The organism is Shewanella sp. ECSMB14102 (assembly GCF_000813075.1).
GTDB classification, from domain to species: domain Bacteria; phylum Pseudomonadota; class Gammaproteobacteria; order Enterobacterales; family Shewanellaceae; genus Shewanella; species Shewanella indica.
Map to the genome: position 1 here is coordinate 39,110 of NZ_JWGX01000029.1, position 21,490 is coordinate 60,599.

Sequence of the window (21,490 nt, forward strand, 5' to 3'; positions counted from 1 at the left end):
AGCCCTATAAAACCTGAAGAAGCCCAAGAAGCTTTAGCGGAATGCATCGGCACTGCAGGCCGCTTTTCATGCCGCCTTGTCATCGCGGCAGCGCCCCATAATATCCAGGATCTGTGTAGTCGAAGCCGCCAAGGCTTCGACACAGTGGCCGTCCAGTTTGCCGGCGGCCACCATGCTTCTCAACTCACGAAAACAGGCGTCCAGTGGCCAGGCCTGCTTATAGGGTCGCTCGCTGCTGAGGGCATCGAAGATATCCGCCACAGTCACTATTCTGGCTTCAATCGGCACCTCTTCACCCTTCAAACCTCGGGGATAGCCGCTGCCATCCAGATACTCATGATGACAGGCCACTATGTTGAGCATGATGGCCGAATCCGGCAGATGCGCCAGACCAAAATCCCCCAGCACCTTGCGGATCAGGCTCTCGCCCTTATCCACATGGGTCTCCATCAGAGTGCGCTCATCTATGCTTAAGGGCCCCTCTTTCAACAACACTTTGTCCGGAATACCTATCTTGCCTATGTCATGCAGCGGCGCAAACTGGGTGATATGTTCTATCTGCTCATCACTCAGGCCATATTTGGGTGCGACTATGCTGGCGATCAGGCCCGAATACGCCGCCATGCGATCCAGGTGCGCACCGGTTTCAAAGTCGCGTAGGTCGGCAAAGTCCCTTGCCACCTGAGCCGAGGCGAGAATAGTGCGCACCGCACTGAGTTCGGCGCACAGAGACATATTGATCAAGTTGGCATAGAGCACCATATCCCGCTGCGCCTTGGCATCGAAGGCCGCCACGCGGTATGAATCGAAAAACAAAAACCCCAGAAACCTCTGTTCATCGTAGAGGGGCACAGTAAAGGAAGAGTTGTAATCCTGCTCCAGCAGCCAACGTGAATGGCTGTTTTCCGGCAAGATATTGGCCTTGATATCGTCTATCACCCGATACTGCCCTGTGTCGGCCAGCTGGCTGAGCACCGGGCTGTCGGACATGGGATATTCATAACCCACTATGGCCTGCCCCCTGTGAGTGCTGTTAATAAAGGTTTTTAGCAGCCCGGTCGAATCGTGATACAGGGCACAGGCGATACGATCCACCCAAGGGTAGCTGAGCAACAGATGCTCGTGAATGCGTTCCAAGCGCTCAGAAGCGTTGTGCCCCTGCAACCAGAAGGATGACAGCATATTCTTGTCCATACACTATTTTCAAATCATTTCCTTTTTCCAAAGGATAGAACAAAAAACAGCCCTGGCGAGAAAACGACCTGCATCCAGGCCATTGCATTTTCAACTCCATAAGATTAACCTTATTAAAAAATTTCTAATTGATAGAGAGTCTGAAAATGCAAACCAACGCCAATCCACAAGACGGCCGCCTGAGCCCTGAGCAGTGCCATCAGATGATCGCCAAGGGAGTCCGGGTACTGGATGTCCGCTCGGCCGCCGAATATGCCGAAGGGCACCTGCCACAGGCGGTGAATGTGCCGCTGGATACCCTGGATACCTGGCTAAAGCAGCAACCGAATAAGCAGGAACCCTTTGTGCTCTATTGCGGCGCCGGCATGCGCGCCCAAAAAGGCTGCGACATTCTGCGAGCCAATGGCTTTGATTGCGTGCTCAACGGCGGCGCCTTCAAGGAGCTGGTCTGCGGCAAGCCTGAGTAACCAAAATGACAAGCAAGCCCGGGCGATTTCAGATAAGCCAACATCGCGGCCAAGCCTCTGCGCGGGTACGTTATCGCGAGCAGTGGCCCGCCGAAGGGGTTAATGCCGCTTGCCCCCTTTGCAGCGAGGCGCTCGAGCCGGACAAGCCGTCACAAAAAAGCCCCGGGGAGTCACCTCCGGGGCAGTAGAACCAAATCAGTCAAGCAACTGGCGTTCAGATTGATGGTGGAAGAGATGTTTGCCTCAGGCAGAGATGGCCGCCAGCGAAGATTTGGCTGCTGAAATACCCTTAGCGTTGGCATCCGGGCCCATGTTCAGCGCTTCACCGTAGACGGTTTCCACTTCGGTAATTCCAATAAAGCCCAGCACGGTTTTCAGATAAGGCACCACATGGTCTGTGGTCGAGTCTTTGTGTACCCCACCCCGGGTAGTGATCACTACCGCACGCTTACCAGTGATAAGACCCACAGGGCCATTTTCTGTGTAACTGAAACTCACACCGGCGCGGGCAATCAGGTCAATCCAGTTTTTCAACTGAGTCGGAATACCGAAGTTATACATGGGCGCAGCTATTACTAGAGTGTCGTGATCTTTCAGTTCCTGGATCAGCTCATCAGACAAGGCCAACGCCTGTTGCTGGCGCTCGCTCAGCTGTTCGCCGCCGCGCAGGCCGGTGGCAATTTCACCGTCCAGTACCGGCAGCGGCTCGGCCGCCAGATCCCTGACTGTGATGCTGGAACCCTGCTCCTGCCAATGCTTGATCAGATGGTCGACCAAGAGACCGGACTGAGAGTAACCACCCAGGATGCTGGATTTCAAAACTAATACTTTGCTCATGATACTGCTCCGCTTCGATTCAGGAATTTGTTTGAGTCAGAGCTTTTGCTCCAATCTATGCTGAGCAGTTTACTGATGGATAAAATAGAAAAAAAGCGGAGAAAATTTGATATTAAATTCGATTTTTTAGAAAGGAAAGGCTGTTATCCAGGGCTTATCACTCAAGGCTTACAAGGTTAAAACCGAACCTGTAAGCCTAGGTAATCCCAGCTAGGACAGGGTCGGCTCTTGCTTGGGCTGGCTGACGTAAACCCCCAAGAAAGAAGCACAGCAAAGGCCGCGACTCCAGAGTTCCACCTCCAGCCTGACTTTGACCCTGCGCCCTTCACTCAAAGGCGTCAGTGACACGCCCGGCCAGCTGACTCTGGCCTCGATCAACTCACCGGGATTGGCAGTCACCGGCGCCCGATAACGGATCTCGGCCTGGGCCAGCACTATATCACCACTCACTCCGGCCCGCTGCTGTTGCAGCCAGAGCATGCCCCAGCCACACAGAGTGCACAGGGTATAGATACTGCCGGCAAACATGGTCTGATGCAGATTGATGTTGGGCGGCAGCGGTGCACCGACACGAAATTCTGTGCCATCAAAAGCCAGTGGCCGGATCCCCATAAAGGCACTGACGGGGATGGTGCCATGCCAGGTGGTTTCCAGCTGCTTAAGCAGTGATGGCTCAGACATATCAAACACTCAGATTAAAGGTCACTGGCCCGTCGTTCAGCAGTTCCACCTGCATATCGGCAGCGAAGCGGCCGGTTTCTGTGGTCACCCCCTTGCTGCGGCAAAATGCCACAAAGGCTTCATAGAGCTCTTCGGCCTGAGCCGGACTGGCACCACCCGAGAAACTGGGACGTAGACCGCGGCTGGTATCGGCCGCCAGGGTAAATTGCGACACCACCAACAACTGCCCGCCAACCTGAGTCAGATTGAGGTTCATCTTGCCGTTGTCATCGCTGAACACCCGGTAATTCATCACCTTGGTGGCCAGCTTTTCCATCGCCGCCATATCATCCTGGCGTTCAACGCCCAACAATACCAACAAACCTTTATCTATGGCGCCGGTCACTTCATCGGCAACCGTTACCTTGGCACGGCTGACTCTCTGTATCAGGGCGATCAATCCTGACTCCTTAATTCTGCTTCACAAGAGGCCGCAGTGTCGCCCATAGCACACAGGGCTGCAACCACGGCGTGACGCATTTTATCATCCACCAGCGAGTGATGACCTCCGGCCACCAGCTGCAACTCGATCGGGCAGCTCTGGCGCGCAAGCTGAGCCTGCAGCAAGTGAGTTGGACAGACCCAGTCGTTTTCCCCCTGCAGCAAGCGGGTATGTTTCGGCCAGTTATTGAGCCCTGCATCAAACAGACTCATGGCTTCGAAATAGTGATGGCGGGCATAGTGAAGTTCGATTCTGGCCATATTGCTGTCCCTAGGCGCCCTTGGCGGCGGCAACAGCCCCCCGGGTAAAGACAGATGCTGCTCCCAGCGCAACCAACTGCGGATATAATCCTGGGCATTGAGGCAGGTAAATCCCTTGGCATAACTTTCCAGCAGCGCCGCAGTGCTGCGCTCACTCCTGGATAGCCAGCGGGAAAAGCCATGATAGTCCACCGGGAAACGGCTGGCGGCGCCAGCAGCACCATAGAGCCAATCGCGGCCCTCGGCAGAGGGGATAAAGCTGCCCCAATATGTCTGGGCTATGACCCGCTCAGGGAATAAACCGCCGTACACCAGCCCCAAGGTTGCCCCGAACGAGCCCCCCGCCAGACACCAGCGCGGCAACTGCAGCGCCTTTCTGACCGACTCGAGATCATCGAGCAGGCCCTGGAAGTGATTCTGCGCCAGGCCTTTCTCGGAACGCGATAAGCCTGCGCCCCTTTGATCCAGAAACAATAAGCGAAAGCGGCGCAGATCAAACAGCGCCAACTCTTCAAGGCTGCAACCGGCGCCGGGCCCGCCGTGCAGATACAGCAGCGGAATGCCTTCCGGGTTGCCGAATTGCGCCAGATACAGGCGGTGGCCACCACCAACCTCCAGCCAGTCGCGGGCAAACGGATTATGCCGATCCGGGTTCATCATCCAGCGGCTCCAATGGTTCTTCGCCATCGAGGAATTCCGGCAAAGAAGCGGTGATCTCGGCTCCCATCAGAACTATCATCCAGGATAGATAGACCCAGACAAACAGTATCGGAATCGTCGCTAAGGCGCCGTAAATCGCCTCGTAGCTGGGGAAGTGAGTCACATACAGGGCAAAGCCTTTCTTGCCCGCCTCAAACAGCAAGGCAGCCACTATGGCCCCGAGCAGGGCATGCAGCAGCTTCACCTTTTGGTTGGGCACCACAGTGTAAAGCAGCAGGAAGGCCGCGACAGAAAACAGAAATGGCAAACGCGCGACAAAGAAACTACCTACACCATAAGTATCGGCTTCATTGAATATTTTCAGCGATACCAAGTAGGAAGTGGCCGCCAGGCTGGCACCCATCAGCACGGGGCCCAGCGTCAGGATCATCCAGTACATGGAAAAAGACACGACAGTCTGGCGTTTTTCTTTGGTGCGCCAGATATAGTTCAGCGCCTTGTCGATGGCGGAGATCAGTAAAATGGCCACCACCACCAAGGCCCCTATACCGACGGCCGTACCCTTGGAGGCGTTGCCGACAAACTCGTTGATATAAACCTGAACCGTATCACCTGCGGCCGGCAAAAAGTTTTGATAAATAAAATTTTCTATCAGTTGCCGCACCCCCTTGAAGACAGGGAAAGCCGACAGCATAGACATGGTAACGGCCACCATGGGCACCAGCGACAGCAGGGTCACATAGGCCAGATGACCGGCTCGGATATTGATTTGATCGTCCTGCAATCTCTGTTTCAGGTGCAGCAGGAAGTGCCAGCAGCCTTTCATAAACAAGCTGAAATTGCGGGTATCTATCTTGTTGCTCACGGTTTTCTCTTGATCCTCTGGGTCTAGTGTCGCTATCTTCGTACAATAATGCCCTGATTACAAAGTGTGATGCTGCCACTGCAGCAGGGCAAAGGAAGCCGAGAATGACGCCAGCGCTATGCATAGGCATGCGCCAAGACCCGTCGTTCAGCGCTTCTCCCATAATTTAAAGGAGAGAGTTAATGTCACAACAAGGATCGGCGGGCAATGTGATTGCCGCGCTGGCAAGCGTATTTTTCCCGGGTCTGGGACAGTTGGTTCAGGGGCGGATCCTGGCCGCACTGATCTTCTTTCTGGTGACAGTCACAGGTTACGCCCTCTGGTGGTTGGTAGTTCCTGCTATCATAGGTGCCATCGCCCATCTCTGGTGCATCATAGATGCCGCCAAATACAAAGCATAAATAGAGAAAAGAGAAAGCTTATGAACAAGATCCTCACCACCGCCCTGGTCAGCCTGGGATTGCTGCTGGGTGGTTGCCAGAGTGCCTATTACGGCGCCATGGAAAAGGTTGGCTATCACAAACGTGACATCATGGTCGACCGGGTCAAAGACGCCAAAGAATCGCAACAGGAAGCACAGGAGCAGTTCAGTTCGGCACTGGAAGAGATGCAGGCGCTGCTGAACCATGACGGCGGCGATCTGGAAAAGGCTTACAACAAGGCCAAAGACGAGTATGAGTCGGCTCAGGAAGCCGCCGATGATGTCAGCAACCGTATCAACAAGGTGGAAGATGTGGCCGAAGCCCTGTTCGATGAGTGGCAAGGGGAAATCGGTGAGATCAGCAAGGCCAGCCTGCGCAGTAAGAGCCAGGCCAAGCTGAAAGAGACCCGCCGCTCCTACGAACAGCTGATCCGCAGCATGCGCCGTGCCGAGAGCAAGATGCCTCCTATCCTGACCTCAATGAAAGACAACATGCTCTACCTCAAGCATAACCTCAACGCCCAGACCATAGGGGCCATCAAGGGTGAGTTTGCCAGTCTGCAGAGCGATATCTCCGGCCTTATCAAAGAGATGAATAAATCCATCGATGAGTCCAACCGCTTTATCGCGGCAATGGAGTCGGGTAACTGACCGTCAAGCCATAGAGAGAGCCCCGCACCGCGGGGCTTTTTTTCAGCTGTGAGCCAGTGCACGAATTTCTCCATCTGCGAATGCAAACTTGGATCTGCTGCACACTTCCTTTTTTGACTCAAGAACTTGTGCCCTTATTTGAGTTCACAATAGGCAGTCGTTTGTTGCTGGCCTCTATTCTCATGACACTGACCGAATCGCTCACCCTCATGCTGGCACTCCTCTATGGTGTCAGCCAACTCTGGTGGAGCGGCCGCCGTTTCGGCGCCGGCCTCACCTTGCTGCTGATTTTAACCGCGCTGCTGATTGGCAGCAGCCCCATGTTGCTGCTGGCCACGCTGACAGCCGTTGGTAGCCTGGCATTGCTGCAGCAACTGCGCCCCGGCTTGCTGCAATCCGAGCCCAGGATCAATAACCTGCGCAGCGGCTGCCAGCACCTGTTGGCGCTGGCGCTGTTTCTGGTCGCGATTCAGTACACCATCAACAGCCTGATGCTCAAGGCCGGAATCACGCCCTGGATTGGGCGCCCGGATGTGGTGGATGCGTTTCTGCCCATCGCCGGCGGTATAGAACTCAAGGCGATAGCCACCCTGGGACTCTGGGATCAAACCCATCCGGCGGCGGCCGTGATGCTGGCGGTGGTGTTGTTGACCGGACTGCTGTGCAAGCGGGCCTTCTGTGGCTGGGCCTGCCCGCTGGGGTTGGCCGGAGAGTACCTCTATCGCCTGCGTAAACGCTTTATCAAGCGCGAATTTATGCCGCCTGCCTGGCTCGACTGGCCACTGCGTATGCTCAAGTATCTGTTGTTGGCGGCGCTGCTCTACATAGTGCTGGGCATGCCGTCTATGGGGATCCCCGGCTACCTGGAAAGTAATTATCACAAGATAGCCGATCTCAAGATGGCGCTGTTTTTCATCACTCCGGGACTCATCACCCTGGCCTGCTTTGGCCTGATCCTTGCCATTGTCGCCTGGCGCCGTCAGGGATTTTGCCGTTACCTATGCCCCTATGGCGCCCTGCTGGGACTGCTGAGTTTTCTCAGCCCGCTGAAAATCCGCCGCGCCCCGGAGCATTGCCTGATAGAGTCCAAGGGGATGAAATGCGACAAGTGCACCCGCGCCTGTCCGGCCGGCATCATAGTGCATACCAAAAATACAGTGCACAGCGATGAATGCCAGGCCTGCATGCGCTGCGTAGCCGCCTGCCCCAAAAAATCGGCGCTGGGGTTCGGCTTGAGCCGCCATCATTTCTGGTCGGCCAAGTCGGTAATGCTGCTGGTCCTTGGACTGCTGTTCCTGCTGCCCTTGATAGCCTATACCTCCGGCTTCTGGGAAAGCCAAACGCCGGATGCGGTTCGGATGCAACTGCTGCAGATGATCGACTATGTAGGTCACTAAACTTAACCACTCAGGCTCGCCGACAGGCGGGCCTTTTTATTACGCTTGCCGCCGAGTTCCACTGCCCCTCCCTGACTTGCCACACCCGGCAAGATTGTTTCCCGGTGCTATTTTATGCAATGCTAACTTCTCCACCAAAAACATGGGAAGTTTATGGCGCACCATCTGCAAACCTTGCTGCAACAATGGGCTCTCAGCGCAGACGAGCCCTGGGTGCTGGCGCTGATCACCTCGGTACAAGGCTCTTCTTATCGCAAACCCGGAGCCATGATGCTGTTTCATCCCCTGGGCCAGAGCCTGGGGATCCTCAGCGGCGGCTGTTTGGAGGCCGATCTGCGCCATCAGGCACACAAGGCCCTGACGGAACAAAGGGTGGTGGAGGTCTGTTATGACGCCCGCGACGATCAGGACGCCAGTTACCAACTGGGGTGTGGCGGCTTGGTAAACATCTGCCTGCTGCCTCTGGGGCGGGAGAATCATTTTCTGGCACTCGATGAGTTGCGCCAGGCTCTAAATGCCGGTCAATCCGGCTTCTGGCAGCTGTTGATGCCAAAAGCCGGTGAAGCGCCCGCGGCCCTTGAGGCGCGCTTTTTATCCCAAGGTTCACCCTCAACCGGTGCCGAACCTCTGCCTTTCCCCGCCAATGACTTTCGCCGCACCGGGATTTGGAGTCCAGAGACTGGGCAGAACGGGCAACAGAGCTGGTTAACCGTACCCGTGGGCCCCAAACCTACGCTTGGGATTTTCGGCGGCGGTCTGGATGCCAAGCCGCTGGCGCAGATGGCTTTGCAACTGGACTGGCAGGTGAGCGTCGTAGACCCCAGAGCCGCCTACGCCCGCCGCCATGACTTTGCCGGTTGCGACATAATCAAGCTCGGCACCGACGAGCTGGATGCCGATTGGCTCAAGCGTCAGGACGGCGCCATAGTGATGCACCACAATGTCGAGCTCGACAGCGCCATTCTCAAACGGCTGCAAGTAAGCTGCCCACGCTATCTGGCGCTATTAGGGCCAACTCACAGGCGCGATAAAGTGCTCAAACATGCCGGCCTTACGCTGACAGACTTTACCGTGCCGCTGGCGGCGCCCGCCGGACTGGCACTCGGCGGCGAACTCCCGGGGGCCATCGCCCTCAGCATTTTGGCCCAGTGCCACGGGGTTTTGTTTGATGCGCCCATGACTGGGCTTGAGGGCCTGATGCCATGAGGCTATTGCCTGTGTTACTGGCCGCCGGAGCATCAAGCCGCTTCGCCGCCGATGACTCAGTGCCCGGCCACGCCAAACTGGCAGCACAGGACAGCCATGGCACGCCGCTGCTGCGCCTCAGTTGGCAAGCGCTGGAGCAGATGCGCGCTCAGGCAAGCCAGAAGTACCCCAAGCTTGAGCTGCTACCGCTGCTAACCATACTCGGCGGCCACAAGGAGCAACTGCAAGCGCTGTTGCCGCCCCATGCCAACTGCCGTTTCAACCCCCTCTGGCAACAGGGGTTGGGGCACTCCATCGCCCTGGCTGCGGAGCAAGCCAAGGCCTGCTCCGCCGATGCCCTGCTACTGGCGCTGGCCGATCAGGTTGCGCTCAATAGCGCCGATTACCTTGAATTGCTCGACTGTTGGCTGGGCAGCCAACTCAGCAGCAGCGCCTTTTACCGGGACGCCCCCGGCGCGCCTGCTATCTTTAATGCCACAGACTTCAACGCCCTTTGCCAACTGCAGGGTGACCGAGGGGCCAAGGCCCTGCTGACCGAGAAATTACAACAACAACGACTGGGCCGGATAGTGCTGCACCGCGCCGCCATCGACATAGACACGGGCGCAGATCTCAGACGCCTCAACCAGCACAAGGAGTGAACAATGTCGCAACTCAAAATCAATGGCAGACTGTTTTCGGTCGAGGCCGATCCCAATATGCCCTTGCTATGGGCCCTCAGGGATCTCCTGGGACTGACTGGCACCAAATTCGGCTGTGGCGCCGGACTCTGCGGTGCCTGCACCATACATCTGGATGGTAAGCCCGCCAGAGCCTGCCTCACCAGTCTCAAAAGTGCCGAGGGCAGGAACATCACCACCATAGAAGGCCTGGAAAATCCGGCGCTGAAGGCCGCCTGGAGCAAACACAAGGTACCCCAGTGCGGTTACTGTCAGACAGGGCAACTCATGTCTGCCGCGGCGCTGTTGAGTGAAACGCCCAACCCCAGTGACCAACAGATAGACGATGCCATGTCCGGCAATATCTGCCGCTGCGGCACCTATACCCGGATCCGCAGCGCCATCAAGGATGTCGCCGTCAAAGGGGGGCAGAGCTCATGAGCCGATTTACCGCAGTGGAAAACTTCAGCCGTCGCGATGTGCTGAAACTCTTTGGCGCCAGTGGAGGTGCCTTGATGCTGGGCAGCAGCGCCCTGGGCTGGAGCCCCATGAGCCTGGCGCAGGACAAGCTGCAACCTCTGAATCTGTTTATCGCCGTCGGTGAAGACGACAAGGTCTACCTCACCTGCCATCGCTCGGAAATGGGTCAGGGCATACGAACAGGCATACCTCAGGTGCTGGCCGATGAACTGGAAGCCGACTGGGACAAAGTCGTGGTGGTGCAGGGCTTGGCCGACAAGCGTTACGGCAGCCAGAATACGGATGGCAGTCGCAGCATACGTAAACACTACGACAGAATGCGGCAGATGGGTGCCATGGCGCGCACCATGTTGGAACAGGCTGCCGCCGAGCATTGGCAAGTGCCGGTCGCAGAAGTCAGCGCCAAGGCTCACAGAGTGACTCACAAGGCGTCCGGCCGCTCCCTGAGCTATGGCGAACTGGCGCTGGCGGCGTCCAAGCTGCCGCTTCCGGATGAGAGCCAACTCAGGCTCAAACCCAGAAAAGAGTTCACCCAGATAGGTCAGTCACGCACCATAGTGGATATGGATGCCATGTTGGATGGCAGCGCCATCTATGGCCAGGATATACGTCTGGAAGGCATGCTCTATGCTGCGATTGCCCGGCCACCTGTGCTCGGCAGCCAAGCGGCGAGTGTCGATGATAAAAAGGCCCGCGTCTTCCCCGGTGTGGTGGATATTATCAGCCTGCCCGCTCCCAAAGGGGCACCTGCCTTCCAGCCGCTTGGCGGTGTGGCTGTGCTGGCCAACAACAGCTGGAGCGCCCTTGAAGGCCGCAAGGCACTGACGATCCAGTGGCAGCAAAGCCCCAACGACAAGCACGACTCCCAGGCGTTTATCGCCACCCTGAAACAGCGAGTACAACAGAGTGGCAAAGTCAGGCGTGAGCTGGGCCAGCCTCCCGCAAGCTGGCCAGAAGAGCGCACGCTCAGCGCCGATTACACTGTGCCCTATCTGGCTCACGCCATGATGGAGCCGCCGGCAGCCACCGCCAGAGTCAGCAAGGATGGCTGTGAAGTTTGGGCCTGCAGCCAAACGCCCCAGAGTACCCAGCAGAATGTGGCGGCCGCTTTGGGGCTGAAGGAGGAGCAGGTCAAGGTGCATGTCACCCTGCTGGGCGGCGGCTTTGGCCGTAAGTCCAAGCCGGACTTCAGCGTCGAGGCGGCGCTGCTGGCTAAGCGCAGCGGCAAGCCGGTGAAGGTGTTCTGGAGCCGGGAAGATGAGCTGCAAAACGGCTATCTGCACGCCATCAGCGCCCAGCATTATCAGGCGCTGCTCAGTGATGATGGCAAGGTGGAGGCTCTGTTGTCGCGCACCGCCTTCCCTTCCATCAGTTCCACCTTTGCCGAAGGCGTGGATGAGCCCTCGGACGGAGAACTGGATTTGGGCTTTATCGACTTGCCATTTCAGTTGCCGTCGCTGCGCTGCGAAACCGCCAAGGCCGAGGCTCACACCCGTATAGGCTGGCTGCGCTCTGTGTGCAACATTCAGCATGCCTTCGGCATCGGCAGCTTTGTCGACGAACTGGCGCTGCGCACCGGCCAAAGTTGCCCGGCCATGTGGCGACAACTTTTGGGGCAACCCAGAGTGGAGAACTTTGCCAATCAGGGCTTCAAATACGGTAACTATGGCGAAGAACTCAGCCGTCACCCTGTGGATGTCGCTCGTTATCTGACGGTCATAGACGCCGCCGAAAAACGTATGGCACTGTCACCGGCCAAGGCAGGCGAAGGCTGGGGGTTTGCGGTGCACCGCAGCTTTGTCAGCTATGTGGCGGTCGCCATCAAGGTCAAACTGGATGGTGAGCGTTTGCAGGTGCTGCAGGCCATCTCAGTGCTGGATGCCGGCACTGTGGTTAACCCTGACAGAGTGCATTCACAGCTGGAAGGCGCGGTCATCTTCGGCCTCAGCCTGGCGATGTTGGGCGAAATCAGCTTTAAGGATGGCAAGGTGCAACAGTCGAACTTCCACGACTATCAACTACTGCGGTTGCCGCAATGCCCTGAGATAGAAACACAAATTATCGCCTCGACCGAGGTCCCCGGCGGTGTGGGCGAACCCGGTGTCCCCCCGGTCACGCCGGCCCTGACCAACGCCATAGTGGCCGCCGGCGGCAAGCGCTACCGGGATCTGCCGCTGAAGCAGTATCTGCAGCTTTGATTGGTCGATAAAGTGCCGGGGCCATGCCCCGGCAAATCTAAATTGATCAACATCGCGATTTAGCGAGCCTGCTTGAGATTACCAGCCCCACCATAATGAAGCGTAAAATAAATAAAAAGCCGCTTTATAAGTTAGCGGCTGAATTCGAGTTAAGGTGTTGGATGATTAATTGAGCGTTTGCAGCTCACCATCACGCCAAGGTTCAATCACGACTTTAATATGTTGATTCGGCTGCATAAGCTGTTTGAATGCACCCGATACGCCGTCCATCCCAACTTTACCTGTGAGCAACTTATTCCAAGGCACCCTGCTCTCGGCCAATTCCTGCAAACACTGAGCAAACTCATGTGGTTGATAGTAGTATGAGAAACGCATATCCAGCTCTTTCACTGTAGCGTAGGCATAGTTGATGTTCGCTTCAGCAGTGTGGATCCCCGTTACCACTATGGTCGCATTGGCCGGCGCACGCTTCACAAAACCTTCGATCAGTTTATGAATACCCACACACTCGAAAATCACCACACGATTACCCGCGGCAACTTCAGCAGCGTATGCCACTTCATCTTGTTCACCCGGATCAACCCAATGAGTCGCACCGAATTCACGGGCTAATGCCAGTTTTTCGCCCTGAAGATCAGCCGCAATAATATTACCTACACCCTGCAGATGCAGCGCTGAAATGACCGCTAAACCGATAGGCCCACAACCAACGACCAAGGCAGTATCTTCGGTGCCGACTTCACCACGATTGACGGCATGCAAGCCTACAGCCAGTGGCTCTGTCAGCGCCACAGCTTCAGCCGGGAGATGATCCGGCACTGGCAGCAGCTGTGCTTCATCGAGAATAAAGTATTCTGAATACGCCCCATTGACGCCGGGAGTCACCCCTACGCCAGCACCATTTTGGCTCATCAGGATTGGCACCGATGTAACTCGGGTGCCTAGGGCTAGGGTTTGCTGGGTTTCGGGACCAAATTCAACCACTTCAGCACAAAACTCATGTCCCAGCATCACAGGAACATGATTATCAGCCCCCTCAGGCATCATGCCTAGTTTGCGGTAAAAATCGAATACTTCGTTATAGTGGCGCGCAATATGAATATCCGAGCCACAGATACCACAGGCAAGACTGCGTACCAACACTTGGCCTGCCTGTGGCTTAGGTAATTCGACCTGTTGCAGAGTGACTTCACCATCCTGCAACACGATTGCATTCATCAAACTCATAATGGTTTCCTATTTGGTATCGCTCATAGATGCCGGCGCACCGGGTTTAATGTAACGAGGCTTGATGCCTTGTGCCTTGGCGGCAGCCAGAAGAGCCTGCTCAATCCAACCGGCATCCATGATAAACATGAAGTTACCATCGGCATCGAAGTTAACATTGACACCGGTAATCACCATCACACCATCAGCGCCTTCAGAATCGGCGGGACAATGGAAAGTGTGGATAGAACCACCCGGCTCATACAGATAGCTGCCGGCTGTTTGGGGTTGTTCCGGATATTCGAGGTAGTGCCACCGACCCGCCAAGGTATAAAAATGCACTACGCCTGTATGAAAATGCTTGGGTAAGGTGATACCCGGCTTAAACTTAGCGCGGATCACCCAAACACCATTTTCAGGGTCTAAAAATAACGGATACACATCAACGCCCGGCAGCGCATCTTTGATGATCTGCTCTTCGTTAGTATTGAGGGTTAATAAAAAATCTTGATGATTAATCACTTCCGGTAAAGCCATATTTGCCTTCCTCATGTTCTTATTGGGTTGATGGGTCGAGCTATCACTCCTTCTGCAATGGATATTTAAAATTCTCAAAACCGTCGGAAGCATGCACTGTGCAGCCGTTGATGCAATTGGCCTCGTCACTCACCAGAAATACCGCCACATCTGCTATCTCGCTCGGAAGAGTAAACTCCTGACGCATTTGTTCCTTACGAATGTGTTCCCAGAGTCCCAGTGCCTCGTATTGACGCAGCATAGGAGTATCGACACGACCGGGAGCAATGGCGCAAACACGAACGCCCAATGGGGCAAGCTCAAGCGCGGCGCATTTGGTCATCATATCGACGGCCGCTTTACTGACGTTGTAGGTAAAAGTCATTTCCGAGGCAATTGTTGCGTAGACAGACGAAGTATTAAGGATCACGCCTTTAGTACCTTGAGCGCGAAATTGACGTCCACCGGCCACAATGCCGTGATATACGCCTTTTTGATTCACATTGGTAACTGAGTCGAAATCGCCCAAAGGATCATGTTCTAACAAGGGTTTGGCCGAGCCAATACCGGCATTATTTATCACAATATCAAGCTGACCAAACCGGGTAACCGCATGTGCCACCATAGTTTCAACTTGCTTGTAATCGGCCACATCGACACTAAAAGTCACCAACTTACCAGTGGGAAAATCGTTAAAGACCTTGAGCGAATCAACTGACAGATCGGCGGCAACGACTCTCCCTCCCTCGGCGAGTATTTTACGGACAATTGCTTGCCCTATGCCTCCTGCAGCCCCCGTCACCACTGCGGTTTTATTCAGTAAACGCATAGATGTCCTCTTTTTATATTTATTAATTTCATTATTAAGGTAATAGTAATTTAGATGATTAATTGCACATCTTCTTGACTTATTACGAATGAAATTTGATATATTGCGATTCTTATACCAAAGAGAACTTAACGCCCCATGTACCTAGTCCGTAGCGGTGCAGCTGCCCAATTTGAGCAACTGGTCCTGGAGTTGGGTGAAAACCCCATAGAAATGATCCATCAAGCAGGATTACGTCAGGCACAGTTTCGCGATCCCAATATCTATATCGCCTATCCACGACTAGCCGAGTTATTGGAAATCGCCGCCCTAGGCTGTAAACAGCCGCTGTTCGGACTTATGCTTGCCAAACGGCAAACCTTACATGTGCTCGGTGACTTACCTATGTTGATTTCCCGCACAGCAACCGTGGCCGATGCTCTTGAAAAAGTGAATGACTATCTGTACCTGCACGCCTCAGGTATCTCGCTACAACTGCAACCACAGGGAGATATGGTACGCCTTGTCTTATCAATTAATGTTCACTGCCGTGGCATTGAACAATTGATGCAACTGAGCGTGGCACAACTGGCAATGTTTGTTTCAAGCCTGCTGAATATCAACATCAACACTATCCCCTTACATTTGTGTCAAAGTAAGCCCAGCGAACTTGAACCCCAGCACTTTGCCCACTTAGTGCGCTTTCGTGAATCCTTTGATGGCGTAGTACTTAAAACTGCACAATTAACCGGGCGTAACTATCACGATGAGGGAGCACTCAACCGCCATTTTCAGTCACATCTACAATATTTACAGAGCCGCTATCCCGATAATCTGGCCGATCAGGCAAGAGACTTAATTCACCGATTACTTCCAACCGGAGAGTGTTGTATTGAAAGGGTATCAACTGCGCTGGGGGTACACGAGCGCACGTTACAGGCAAGACTCAAAGAGACTGGGCTTAGCTATCGTCAATTGCTGCAAGAAGTCAGACAAAATATCGCTAAACAGCAACTCAGTTATGGCACCCAAACCATTACCGAACTGGCACTGCAATTAGGTTATGCCGAGATCGCTGTTTTTAGTCGTCATTTTAAAACTTGGACGGGATTGTCCCCCAAGCAATGGCAGCAGCAATATCGCAGGGGACAAATAGAGGATTAATCTTGAGAAACAAAAGCCCCGCTAAGCTAGCTTAGCGGGGCTTTTTATTCACTGTGAGGCTATCACCTCGAACGCAACCACAATCAACCGCGGCTGGCGCGCTTACGGTCGTTTTCAGTCAGATGACGCTTACGGATCCGAATGCTCTTAGGCGTTACTTCCACCAGTTCATCATCATCGATGAATTCCAGCGCTTGCTCCAGAGACATCTGGATATGCGGAGTCAGTACCTGAGCTTCGTCAGTACCTGAAGCACGCATGTTGGTCAACTGCTTGCCCTTGAGGCAGTTTACTGTCAGGTCGTTGGAGCGGCTGTGAATACCTATCACCTGGCCTTCATAAACCTCGGCGGCATGACCAATCATCAGACGACCGCGATCCTGCAGACCAAACAGAGCAAAGGTCAGTGCCTTACCGGTCGCATTGGAGATCAATACTCCGTTGGTACGCTGGCCGATATCGCCACCCTTGTATGGACCGTAATGGTCGAAGGTATGATACAGCAGACCTGTACCCGAAGTGGCCGTCATAAACTCAGTCTGGAAACCGATCAAGCCGCGGCTTGGGATCATGAAATCGATACGTACGCGACCCTTGCCATCTGGCTGCATGTCGCGCATGTCGGCCTTACGGGTACCCAGCTTCTCGATAACGCCACCCTGATGCTCTTCTTCCACATCCACGGTCAGTTGCTCGTATGGTTCGCACTTCTCGCCGTCGATCTCTTTGATGATCACTTCAGGACGGGAAACCGCCAGCTCATAACCTTCACGACGCATGTTTTCGATCAGGATAGACAGGTGCAGTTCACCACGGCCGGATACGCGGAAACGATCCGGACTCTCGGTTTCTTCAACACGCAGGGCCACGTTGTGTACCAGCTCCTGTTGCAGACGCTCAAGGATGTTACGTGAAGTCACGTACTTACCTTCTTTACCTGCGAAAGGAGAGGTGTTGACCTGGAAGGTCATAGTCATGGTTGGTTCATCAACAGACAGAGGTGGCAATGCTTCGGCATGACCGACGGCACAGATGGTGTCGGAAATCTTCAGCTCGCCCAGGCCTGTGATGGCAACGATATCACCGGCATTGGCGCTGTCCACTTCGTGGCGATCCAGGCCCATATAGCCCAGAACCTGGCCGACTTTGCCGTTACGGGTTTTACCGTCGGCACCAACAATAGTGACCTGCTGGTTGGTCTTGACGCTACCGCGCTTGATACGACCCACACCGATAACCCCTACATAGCTGTTGTAGTCCAGCTGAGAGATCTGCATCTGGAATGGACCATCGGCATCGGCATCCGGAGGAGATACTTTTTCAACGATAGTCTGGAACAGCGGTGTCATATCTTCACTGGCTTCATCGGGATCCAAGCTGGCAAAACCGTTCAGAGCAGAAGCATACACAATAGGGAAGTCCAACTGTTCGTCGGTAGCACCCAGGTTGTCGAACAGGTCAAATACCTGATCGATAACCCAATCAGGGCGGGCACCCGGACGGTCAATCTTGTTGATAACCACAATAGGCTTAAGGCCTTGGGCAAATGCTTTCTTGGTCACGAAGCGTGTCTGTGGCATTGGACCGTCCTGCGCATCAACCAGCAGCAGTACAGAGTCAACCATAGACAGAACCCGCTCTACTTCACCACCGAAGTCGGCGTGTCCAGGGGTGTCTACTATATTAATGCGGTAGTCGTTCCACTTAATGGCGGTGTTCTTCGCCAGAATAGTGATCCCACGTTCTTTCTCCAGATCGTTGGAGTCCATCACCCGCTCGGTGGCTTCTCCGCGGGTTGCCAGGGTTCCTGACTGTGCCAACAGCTTGTCTACCAGGGTAGTCTTACCATGGTCAACGTGCGCTATGATGGCGATGTTACGTAAATTCTCTAACACAGTTTTGCCTCTTACGATCTCTGTTCTGTGGGATGCAGCAATATAAATTGAATGGTACAACCGCTTTATGACTGCTTAGCGATTGCCTTCCAGGCCTTATAAAACCTGGGCTAGCATCATGCTGGGGAACACTATTTCCCCGGATGGTTGCTTTAAAAAGCGTGCCATTCTACTCTAGCGAGGGGCTATCGCACAGGATTATTTTTTAAACACCTATGAATATCCTACTGAATAAGCGCACGCACCATTATGGTGAGCGCACCTTTTTGGAACACAGTACGCACCATTATAGTGCAAACCCGCTTGTCTCGCCAGCCCTCGATTTTACCACTCCCTTTATTTTCAATATCTTAGCATCTTGGCATGAGTTTGGCTTAATAGAAACCAACAAGGCGCCAGACGCTAAATACTAAGAGTTGACAAAGGGCACCCCCTTTACCCTACCGGAGGCTTGATAATGTCAGTCGAATCAGTTTTACAACAGCTGCAAGAGTTGGAAGTTAAGTTTGTTGATTTACGCTTTACCGATACCAAAGGTAAGGAACAGCATGTATCTATCCCGACTCATCAGGTAGATGCTGATTTCTTTGAAGAGGGCAAGATGTTTGATGGTTCATCCATCGGTGGTTGGAAAGGGATCAACGAATCTGACATGGTACTGATGCCAGATCCAGACAGCTTTGTACTGGACCCATTTACCGAAGAAACCACAGCACTGATCCGCTGCGATATTCTCGAACCCGGCACTATGCAGGGGTATGAGCGTGACCCTCGCTCCATCGCCAAGAAAGCCGAAGAATACTTGCGTTCTACCGGCATCGCCGACACTGTGCTGATCGGCCCTGAGCCAGAATTTTTCCTGTTCGATGACGTACGTTTCGGTACCGACATGAGCGGCACCTTCGTCAAGATAGATGCCAAAGAAGCGGCATGGAACTCAGGCACCAGCTATGAAGACGGCAACACAGGCCACCGTCCATTCGTTAAGGGCGGTTACTTCCCGGTAGCACCAGTAGACTCTTCACAGGATCTGCGTAGCGCCATGTGTCTGGTGCTGGAAGAGATGGGTCAAATTGTGGAAGCTCACCACCATGAAGTGGCTACCGCGGGTCAGAATGAGATCGCCACGCGCTTCAACACACTTACAAAGAAAGCCGATGAAATTCAAGAGCTTAAGTATGTGATCCACAATATGGCTCACGCCTACGGCAAGACTGCGACCTTTATGCCCAAGCCGATTGTCGGCGACAACGGCAGCGGCATGCACGTTCACCAGTCACTCTCTAAAGACGGTACTAACCTGTTTGCCGGTGACAAGTACGGTGGCCTGTCTGAAACTGCCCTGTACTATATCGGCGGTATCATCAAGCACGCCCGTGCCCTGAACGCCTTCACCAACCCAAGCACCAACTCCTACAAGCGTTTGGTGCCACACTTTGAAGCCCCTGTGATGCTGGCATATTCTGCCCGCAACCGCTCCGCTTCTATCCGTATCCCTGTGGTACCTAGCCCTAAGGCTCGCCGTATCGAGACCCGCTTCCCGGATCCTATGGCCAACCCTTACCTGGCCTTTGCAGCACTGCTGATGGCCGGTCTGGACGGTATCCAGAACAAGATCCACCCTGGTGATGCCATGGACAAGGATCTGTACGATCTACCGGCCGAAGAAGCAGCGGAAATCCCGACTGTGGCCGAATCTCTGGAAGTCGCCCTGGCGGCTCTGGATGCAGACCGTGAGTTCCTGACCCGCGGCGGTGTGTTCAGCGATGACTTTATCGACTCTTACCTCAAGCTGAAACAAGCCGAGGCCGAGCGTGTCAGCCGTACCACTCACCCTGTCGAATTTGAGCTGTACTACAGCCTCTAATTGCCCTGCAATCAACCGATGAGTCAAGCCATCGGATAATAAAAAAAGCGCCCCGGGAGCAATCCTGGGGCGCTACTATTTTAAGGCTCTGAAACTCAAATCATTCAGGGAGCGCTGATAAGTTCAGGCGCACTCTGGGCCTTGGCTCCGGTGAGGATCACCGCCAACTTGAGTTCACCCTCTGTCTGGTTCAGCTCCTCAAGCCCTTCTGGCGTAAAGCGATATTGGCCTTCAGTCTCCAGCGCTTCCATGGTGCCAGCACAGGTGTCGACGGTTTCACTGCATTCGAAACGTGCGCCCTTGTGCCAAGGCATGGAGAAGGCTGATACCTGCTCAGCCGGCATCTTGAGATACATCACCACATAGTTGCTGCCAGCATCCTTGACAGGTTTACCTTCCGCCGTGGTCAGACTAAAGGTCAACGCCTGGCTTTGAGGATCCACGGCGCTCAGTGCTACCTTGAGGCTTTCGGCTTCATTGATGGACACAGACTGCCCCGGCTCCGGCGTAGGCGGAACCACAGGGTCATCATCATCGTCCAACCAATCACAACCACCCAAGCACAACAGCAAAGACGCCACTATCAAACTCTTATGTTTCATAACAGCCTCCTAGTGACAATCGCTGCAGGACGCACCTTCATGAACCCCGGTCAAACCGGCGCCAATATCATGGGCGCTGTGGCAGCTCTGACATTCCATCTGTGAATTAACATCGGCCCCTATGTAGGTATCCGGCTCACGTTTGGTGCTGCTGTGACAACCGCTACACTCGGCATTACCCTCTGCCACCATTTCAGCGTCCAGGGCATTGTCCAGCGACTTATTGAGGAAGTCAGTAGTGACATAGGCAATCTCGGCCGTCAGCTGAGCGCAGCGCTCCAGTTTCGCCTGATGACTGGAGCCGTACTTGCTCGCTTTCGACCAGTGGGTCACCGAGGTATGGCAAAGAATAGAATTGGCAACCGACTGGCCTATCTTATCTGCGGTCAATAGCTCACCGGCGTTGTCTGTACGGGTCGGTGCGCCAATCGCCTTGAGGAAGGCTTCATCATTTCTCGGCATGGCTGTGTGTTCATAGTAGCGATACACGGAGCGGATCACCGCAGTGCGGTTGACCCCACCCAGAACGTTGACCGCCATAGCCGCCGCATTCAAGCAGCCACACAGGGTTCCCCAACCTGCGATACCGCCGCCACCGTAGGCTGCCAGGTTGGTAGGGATAGCAGCGAATTTACAGGCATCCTCGTGCCCCTTGGCCGCCAAAGCCTTCACCAGGGCATCAAACACACCGTACATACAACCACCGCGGCCATAACCTTCATAGGCCAGTTTGGCGACTTCCATCGGGTCCAATTTCACATAGGTCAGTAGCTTGGTACCCAGTTCTCCGCCCCCTTCACTGCCGATCCCTATGCTGGTATCTCCGGAACAAGACTCTGCTGCCAGGGTTGTGGTCGCAATCAGCGAGCTCCCGGCGGCGACTCCAACCAAACCTACTATCTGGCCCATTGCCTGACGTCGATTCACGTTCATACTCATCACCTCTTTTTACACTTATATTTTGTAGAATTGCAA

The 21,490-nt window shown here is 54.5% G+C and carries 23 protein-coding genes; 11 read left to right on the forward strand and 12 right to left on the reverse strand.

The genetic code is table 11. From position 1 onward, the window contains the following. Positions 1-66 precede the first annotated feature (66 nt). The gene (locus RC73_RS11000; RefSeq protein WP_152608434.1) at positions 67-1,194 is read right to left on the reverse strand and encodes an HD-GYP domain-containing protein; all 1,128 of its coding nucleotides are present in this window, start codon (positions 1,192-1,194) and stop codon (positions 67-69) included. 146 nt (positions 1,195-1,340) lie between these two features. Between RC73_RS11000 and RC73_RS11005 the strand changes: the two genes are divergently transcribed. After that, positions 1,341-1,661: a rhodanese-like domain-containing protein gene (locus tag RC73_RS11005; protein WP_039034686.1), complete on the forward strand. Its 321-nt coding sequence runs from the start codon at positions 1,341-1,343 to the stop codon at positions 1,659-1,661. A gap of 5 nt (positions 1,662-1,666) precedes the next feature. Next, positions 1,667-1,849, forward strand: a complete 183-nt coding sequence (locus RC73_RS20500; RefSeq protein WP_144361442.1) for a hypothetical protein — start codon at positions 1,667-1,669, stop codon at positions 1,847-1,849. A gap of 55 nt (positions 1,850-1,904) precedes the next feature. On the opposite strand, the gene RC73_RS11010 is transcribed toward RC73_RS20500, so the two are convergent. The 5 genes from RC73_RS11010 to RC73_RS11030 form a co-directional block, all read right to left on the reverse strand. Then, on the reverse strand, positions 1,905-2,498 hold the full coding sequence (locus RC73_RS11010) for an FMN-dependent NADH-azoreductase (RefSeq protein WP_025010143.1): 594 nt from the start codon (positions 2,496-2,498) through the stop codon (positions 1,905-1,907). Between the two features lie 210 nt (positions 2,499-2,708). After that, positions 2,709-3,179 carry a thioesterase domain-containing protein gene (locus RC73_RS11015; RefSeq protein WP_039034729.1) on the reverse strand — a complete coding sequence of 157 codons (471 nt, stop codon included), beginning with the start codon at positions 3,177-3,179 and terminating at the stop codon, positions 2,709-2,711. 1 nt (position 3,180) lies between these two features. Then, entirely contained in the window at positions 3,181-3,618 is a 438-nt protein-coding gene (dtd, locus tag RC73_RS11020) for a D-aminoacyl-tRNA deacylase (protein WP_028780049.1), read from the reverse strand. After that, on the reverse strand, positions 3,615-4,607 hold the full coding sequence (locus RC73_RS11025; protein ID WP_233962857.1) for an alpha/beta fold hydrolase: 993 nt from the start codon (positions 4,605-4,607) through the stop codon (positions 3,615-3,617). The genes dtd and RC73_RS11025 overlap by 4 nt, the downstream gene beginning before the upstream one ends. After that, positions 4,558-5,406 carry a virulence factor BrkB family protein gene (locus RC73_RS11030; protein WP_143078395.1) on the reverse strand — a complete coding sequence of 283 codons (849 nt, stop codon included), beginning with the start codon at positions 5,404-5,406 and terminating at the stop codon, positions 4,558-4,560. The genes RC73_RS11025 and RC73_RS11030 overlap by 50 nt, the downstream gene beginning before the upstream one ends. A gap of 221 nt (positions 5,407-5,627) precedes the next feature. Here RC73_RS11030 and RC73_RS11035 point away from each other — a divergent pair, with 221 nt between their 5' ends. The 7 genes from RC73_RS11035 (at position 5,628) to RC73_RS11065 (ending at position 12,457) form a co-directional block, all read left to right on the forward strand. Continuing rightward, positions 5,628-5,846, forward strand: a complete 219-nt coding sequence (locus tag RC73_RS11035; protein WP_028780047.1) for a hypothetical protein — start codon at positions 5,628-5,630, stop codon at positions 5,844-5,846. Between the two features lie 20 nt (positions 5,847-5,866). Beyond that, positions 5,867-6,517, forward strand: coding sequence for a DUF2959 domain-containing protein (locus RC73_RS11040; protein ID WP_039034687.1), 651 nt, complete (start codon positions 5,867-5,869; stop codon positions 6,515-6,517). 182 nt (positions 6,518-6,699) lie between these two features. Continuing rightward, the gene (locus RC73_RS11045) at positions 6,700-7,914 is read left to right on the forward strand and encodes a 4Fe-4S binding protein (RefSeq protein ID WP_039034732.1); all 1,215 of its coding nucleotides are present in this window, start codon (positions 6,700-6,702) and stop codon (positions 7,912-7,914) included. 153 nt (positions 7,915-8,067) lie between these two features. Beyond that, positions 8,068-9,120, forward strand: a complete 1,053-nt coding sequence (locus RC73_RS11050) for an XdhC family protein (RefSeq protein ID WP_039034688.1) — start codon at positions 8,068-8,070, stop codon at positions 9,118-9,120. Then, positions 9,117-9,761 carry an NTP transferase domain-containing protein gene (locus tag RC73_RS11055; RefSeq protein WP_039034689.1) on the forward strand — a complete coding sequence of 215 codons (645 nt, stop codon included), beginning with the start codon at positions 9,117-9,119 and terminating at the stop codon, positions 9,759-9,761. Before RC73_RS11050 ends, RC73_RS11055 begins: the two co-directional genes overlap by 4 nt. Before the next feature lie 3 nt (positions 9,762-9,764). Continuing rightward, positions 9,765-10,220 (forward strand): (2Fe-2S)-binding protein, encoded by a 456-nt coding sequence (locus RC73_RS11060; protein ID WP_039034690.1) that lies wholly within the window; start codon positions 9,765-9,767, stop codon positions 10,218-10,220. Further along, positions 10,217-12,457, forward strand: a complete 2,241-nt coding sequence (locus RC73_RS11065) for a xanthine dehydrogenase family protein molybdopterin-binding subunit (RefSeq protein WP_039034691.1) — start codon at positions 10,217-10,219, stop codon at positions 12,455-12,457. Before RC73_RS11060 ends, RC73_RS11065 begins: the two co-directional genes overlap by 4 nt. Positions 12,458-12,622: 165 nt before the next feature. Here the strand turns inward: RC73_RS11065 and RC73_RS11070 are convergent, their stop codons facing one another. From RC73_RS11070 to RC73_RS11080, 3 genes are read right to left on the reverse strand one after another with little or no spacing between them, the layout of a single operon-like run. Further along, a complete protein-coding gene (locus tag RC73_RS11070; RefSeq protein ID WP_039034692.1) occupies positions 12,623-13,684 on the reverse strand; it encodes a zinc-binding dehydrogenase in 1,062 nt (353 codons plus the stop codon). Between the two features lie 9 nt (positions 13,685-13,693). Further along, a complete protein-coding gene (locus tag RC73_RS11075) occupies positions 13,694-14,200 on the reverse strand; it encodes a 2,4'-dihydroxyacetophenone dioxygenase family protein (protein WP_039034693.1) in 507 nt (168 codons plus the stop codon). Between the two features lie 43 nt (positions 14,201-14,243). Further along, positions 14,244-15,008: an SDR family NAD(P)-dependent oxidoreductase gene (locus tag RC73_RS11080; protein WP_039034694.1), complete on the reverse strand. Its 765-nt coding sequence runs from the start codon at positions 15,006-15,008 to the stop codon at positions 14,244-14,246. Between the two features lie 138 nt (positions 15,009-15,146). Between RC73_RS11080 and RC73_RS11085 the strand changes: the two genes are divergently transcribed. Continuing rightward, on the forward strand, positions 15,147-16,151 hold the full coding sequence (locus RC73_RS11085) for a helix-turn-helix domain-containing protein (protein ID WP_039034695.1): 1,005 nt from the start codon (positions 15,147-15,149) through the stop codon (positions 16,149-16,151). An 83-nt stretch (positions 16,152-16,234) separates the two neighbouring features. Here the strand turns inward: RC73_RS11085 and typA are convergent, their stop codons facing one another. Then, entirely contained in the window at positions 16,235-18,046 is a 1,812-nt protein-coding gene (typA, locus tag RC73_RS11090; protein WP_039034696.1) for a translational GTPase TypA, read from the reverse strand. A gap of 457 nt (positions 18,047-18,503) precedes the next feature. Between typA and glnA the strand changes: the two genes are divergently transcribed. Further along, a complete protein-coding gene (glnA, locus tag RC73_RS11095) occupies positions 18,504-19,913 on the forward strand; it encodes a glutamate--ammonia ligase (protein WP_039034697.1) in 1,410 nt (469 codons plus the stop codon). A 104-nt stretch (positions 19,914-20,017) separates the two neighbouring features. Here the strand turns inward: glnA and RC73_RS11100 are convergent, their stop codons facing one another. Further along, on the reverse strand, positions 20,018-20,515 hold the full coding sequence (locus RC73_RS11100; protein ID WP_039034698.1) for a hypothetical protein: 498 nt from the start codon (positions 20,513-20,515) through the stop codon (positions 20,018-20,020). 9 nt (positions 20,516-20,524) lie between these two features. After that, a complete protein-coding gene (locus RC73_RS11105; RefSeq protein WP_039034699.1) occupies positions 20,525-21,448 on the reverse strand; it encodes a C-GCAxxG-C-C family (seleno)protein in 924 nt (307 codons plus the stop codon). Positions 21,449-21,490: the final 42 nt, after the last annotated feature.

Bases quoted from the DNA above. Each gene is read 5' to 3' on its own strand.
- RC73_RS11000 (WP_152608434.1), bottom strand. From the start codon at position 1,194: ATGGACAAGAATATGCTGTCATCCTTCTGGTTGCAGGGGCACAACGCT.
- RC73_RS11005 (WP_039034686.1), top strand. From the start codon at position 1,341: ATGCAAACCAACGCCAATCCACAAGACGGCCGCCTGAGCCCTGAGCAG.
- RC73_RS20500 (WP_144361442.1), top strand. From the start codon at position 1,667: ATGACAAGCAAGCCCGGGCGATTTCAGATAAGCCAACATCGCGGCCAA.
- RC73_RS11010 (WP_025010143.1), bottom strand. From the start codon at position 2,498: ATGAGCAAAGTATTAGTTTTGAAATCCAGCATCCTGGGTGGTTACTCT.
- RC73_RS11015 (WP_039034729.1), bottom strand. From the start codon at position 3,179: ATGTCTGAGCCATCACTGCTTAAGCAGCTGGAAACCACCTGGCATGGC.
- RC73_RS11025 (WP_233962857.1), bottom strand. From the start codon at position 4,607: ATGGCGAAGAACCATTGGAGCCGCTGGATGATGAACCCGGATCGGCAT.
- RC73_RS11030 (WP_143078395.1), bottom strand. From the start codon at position 5,406: ATGAAAGGCTGCTGGCACTTCCTGCTGCACCTGAAACAGAGATTGCAG.
- RC73_RS11035 (WP_028780047.1), top strand. From the start codon at position 5,628: ATGTCACAACAAGGATCGGCGGGCAATGTGATTGCCGCGCTGGCAAGC.
- RC73_RS11040 (WP_039034687.1), top strand. From the start codon at position 5,867: ATGAACAAGATCCTCACCACCGCCCTGGTCAGCCTGGGATTGCTGCTG.
- RC73_RS11045 (WP_039034732.1), top strand. From the start codon at position 6,700: ATGACACTGACCGAATCGCTCACCCTCATGCTGGCACTCCTCTATGGT.
- RC73_RS11050 (WP_039034688.1), top strand. From the start codon at position 8,068: ATGGCGCACCATCTGCAAACCTTGCTGCAACAATGGGCTCTCAGCGCA.
- RC73_RS11055 (WP_039034689.1), top strand. From the start codon at position 9,117: ATGAGGCTATTGCCTGTGTTACTGGCCGCCGGAGCATCAAGCCGCTTC.
- RC73_RS11060 (WP_039034690.1), top strand. From the start codon at position 9,765: ATGTCGCAACTCAAAATCAATGGCAGACTGTTTTCGGTCGAGGCCGAT.
- RC73_RS11065 (WP_039034691.1), top strand. From the start codon at position 10,217: ATGAGCCGATTTACCGCAGTGGAAAACTTCAGCCGTCGCGATGTGCTG.
- RC73_RS11070 (WP_039034692.1), bottom strand. From the start codon at position 13,684: ATGAGTTTGATGAATGCAATCGTGTTGCAGGATGGTGAAGTCACTCTG.
- RC73_RS11075 (WP_039034693.1), bottom strand. From the start codon at position 14,200: ATGGCTTTACCGGAAGTGATTAATCATCAAGATTTTTTATTAACCCTC.
- RC73_RS11080 (WP_039034694.1), bottom strand. From the start codon at position 15,008: ATGCGTTTACTGAATAAAACCGCAGTGGTGACGGGGGCTGCAGGAGGC.
- RC73_RS11085 (WP_039034695.1), top strand. From the start codon at position 15,147: ATGTACCTAGTCCGTAGCGGTGCAGCTGCCCAATTTGAGCAACTGGTC.
- glnA (WP_039034697.1), top strand. From the start codon at position 18,504: ATGTCAGTCGAATCAGTTTTACAACAGCTGCAAGAGTTGGAAGTTAAG.
- RC73_RS11100 (WP_039034698.1), bottom strand. From the start codon at position 20,515: ATGAAACATAAGAGTTTGATAGTGGCGTCTTTGCTGTTGTGCTTGGGT.
- RC73_RS11105 (WP_039034699.1), bottom strand. From the start codon at position 21,448: ATGAACGTGAATCGACGTCAGGCAATGGGCCAGATAGTAGGTTTGGTT.